At 70.6% G+C, this 2,028-nt stretch carries 3 protein-coding genes; 1 reads left to right on the top strand and 2 read right to left on the bottom strand.

Annotated elements, in window-relative coordinates:
- Positions 1-94: 94 nt before the first annotated feature.
- Positions 95-1,192 (top strand): MBL fold metallo-hydrolase, encoded by a 1,098-nt coding sequence (locus tag QH283_RS01505; RefSeq protein WP_280501221.1) that lies wholly within the window; start codon positions 95-97, stop codon positions 1,190-1,192.
- Positions 1,193-1,251: 59 nt separating this feature from the next.
- Here QH283_RS01505 and QH283_RS01500 read toward each other — a convergent pair whose 3' ends face one another.
- Both QH283_RS01500 and QH283_RS01495 read right to left on the bottom strand, forming a co-directional pair.
- Positions 1,252-1,605: a VOC family protein gene (locus tag QH283_RS01500; RefSeq protein ID WP_280501220.1), complete on the bottom strand. Its 354-nt coding sequence runs from the start codon at positions 1,603-1,605 to the stop codon at positions 1,252-1,254.
- Positions 1,606-1,677: 72 nt separating this feature from the next.
- A partial coding sequence (locus tag QH283_RS01495; protein WP_280501219.1) for an excalibur calcium-binding domain-containing protein occupies positions 1,678-2,028 on the bottom strand: 351 nt, incomplete at its 5' end.

The raw sequence follows: 2,028 nt of genomic DNA, 5'->3' as shown, positions 1-2,028 counted from the left end.
GTTAACCTTAGCCTTTTCCGGCTATCACCTAGTTTACTATCCGCGGCGCGCCGCCCTATGGGCGGCGTCTGTTCCGTCAGCTGTCAGGATGGCCGTGTCAGAGTTCTCACTCAGTTCGCGCCCGCTCACCCGGCGCACGCTTCTCGGTGGCGCGATCGGCGCCGGTCTCGTCGCGACGGCGGGGAGGTCCGTCGCGACCGCGGACGAGCGCATGATCGCCGCGCGCACCCGCTTCTTCGGCGCGGCGAATGTCGACCCGAAGACCGGCGCCGTGCGCGGCGACAAGGTGATCCTGTCCTGGTTCGGATGCGCGAGTTTCGCCGCGGCGCTGGGCGGCACCGTCGTCCTGCTCGATGCCTGGGTTCCCCGGGGCGCCCACAGCGGATACGTCCCCACCACTGTGGCAGAGGTGGGCGATCTCCGCCCGGAGGCGATCTTCCTCGGCCACGGGCACTTCGACCACGCAGGCGACGCGGGTGCTCTGACGCGGGCTTCGGGCGCGGTGTTGTTCGGCACGGCCGAGCACTGCGCCCAGGCCCAGAGCCACGTCCCGGAATCGCCTCTGCGCACGGTGGCGTTGGGGGACGCGACCTCGGCGCCCGGCGAGACCTGTCACCATTCGGTCGGACCGGTGGAGGTGACGGCCGTGCGGCATGTGCATTCGGGACCGAAACCCCCGGACCGCAGTGGCGCAGGCTCGGCGCCGTTCTTCCCCGTACCCGACATCCGTGACTCGATCGCGAACCCACCGGAGCTGTGTGACCTCATCGCCCTCGGGTCCGCCCTGCCCGACCAGGAGGGCGGCAGCCTCCTCTACCAGTTCCGGGTCGGCGGATTCACCCTCACCTGGAACGACTCCGCCGGACCGCTGACCGAGGCCGCGCCCCAGGTGTACGACGTCCTGCGCGCGCTGCCCGCCAGCGACGTGCACGTCGGCGCCATCCAGGGTTTCAACCAGCCGCTGAACGGCCTTCGCGATGTCCGGCAGTACATCGAGGCGACCCGGCCCGGGGTGTTCGTGCCCAGCCATCACGACAACTGGCTCCCCGGCTTCACCGCGCGCGGTGAAACCTATCGGGCCACGCTGGAGGGCGAACTGGAGCGGCTGCCCGCCGACCAGCGCCCGGAGCTGCGTTTCCTCTCCGACCCCGGCGACTACATCCGGCCTGAGGCCCTCACCTTCGCGCTCTGAGCTCCTCGACTTTCGTCCCCGCCGATCGGATTGCCGCACGGCGGTGGTCGACCCGGCGCTCAGTCGTGGTGGGCGACGACATTGATCACGGTGCCGTCCGGGGCGCGGACGAAGAAGCGGCGGACACCCCATTCCTCGGTGGTGAGGGGATGGACGATCTCGTAGCCGTGGGCGCGGGCCTGTTCGTAGGCGGCGTCGAGGTCGTCGACGTGGACGGAGAGCGCGGAGTCCTCGGGTGCGGTGGCGTCGCCGGTGACCAGCTGGACGTGTGCGCCGGTGGTGGGGGAGGTGTAGCGGGCGACCCAGCCGAGGTTGAATTCCTCGGTGCTCAGGCCGAGAAAGTCGGTGTAGAAGCTCTTCGCGGCCGCGCTGTCGGGAACCGGCAGGTTGGGGGTGATACGGATGACTCGCATGCGGGACCTCCTTGCCTGGTCGGGTGGGTTCGATGGTCGTCCTGGGCGGGGTGGATGTCGACCCTCGTCGCGTTATTCGCAGGCGACGCCGTCGCCGTCTCGGTCCAGGCCGGATCGGTAGCCGGGTTCGCCTCGGTAGAGCGGGGCGGCGCCTGCCGCGCGGGCGGCGGCACAGCTGTTGTAGTACACCCTGGACGGGGCGGGCGGGTCGACGGTGGGTGCCGGTGCCGGTGCCGGTGCGGGGTGCACGGGCTGTGGTGCGGGTGTCGGTTCGGAGGTGGGGGCGAGGTCGGCGAAGGGGACGACCGGAGGAGCGGGCTCGGGCTCGGTCGTGGTCGGCAGCGGGGGTGGCTCCGCCGGTGCGAGGAGAACGGTTGTCGTGGTTGCGCTTTCGCGGTGTGCCGGGACCGTCGAGGTGACGGT

The sequence above is a fragment of the Nocardia farcinica genome (assembly GCF_029867845.1).
Taxonomy (GTDB): Bacteria; Actinomycetota; Actinomycetes; order Mycobacteriales; family Mycobacteriaceae; genus Nocardia; species Nocardia farcinica_A.
This window is presented reverse-complemented; position numbering and strand designations above follow the sequence as displayed.

What these genes read in the sequence shown, in the direction of transcription:
- QH283_RS01500 (WP_280501220.1), bottom strand. Translation starts at nt 1,605, where the DNA reads ATGCGAGTCATCCGTATCACCCCCAACCTGCCGGTTCCCGACAGCGCG.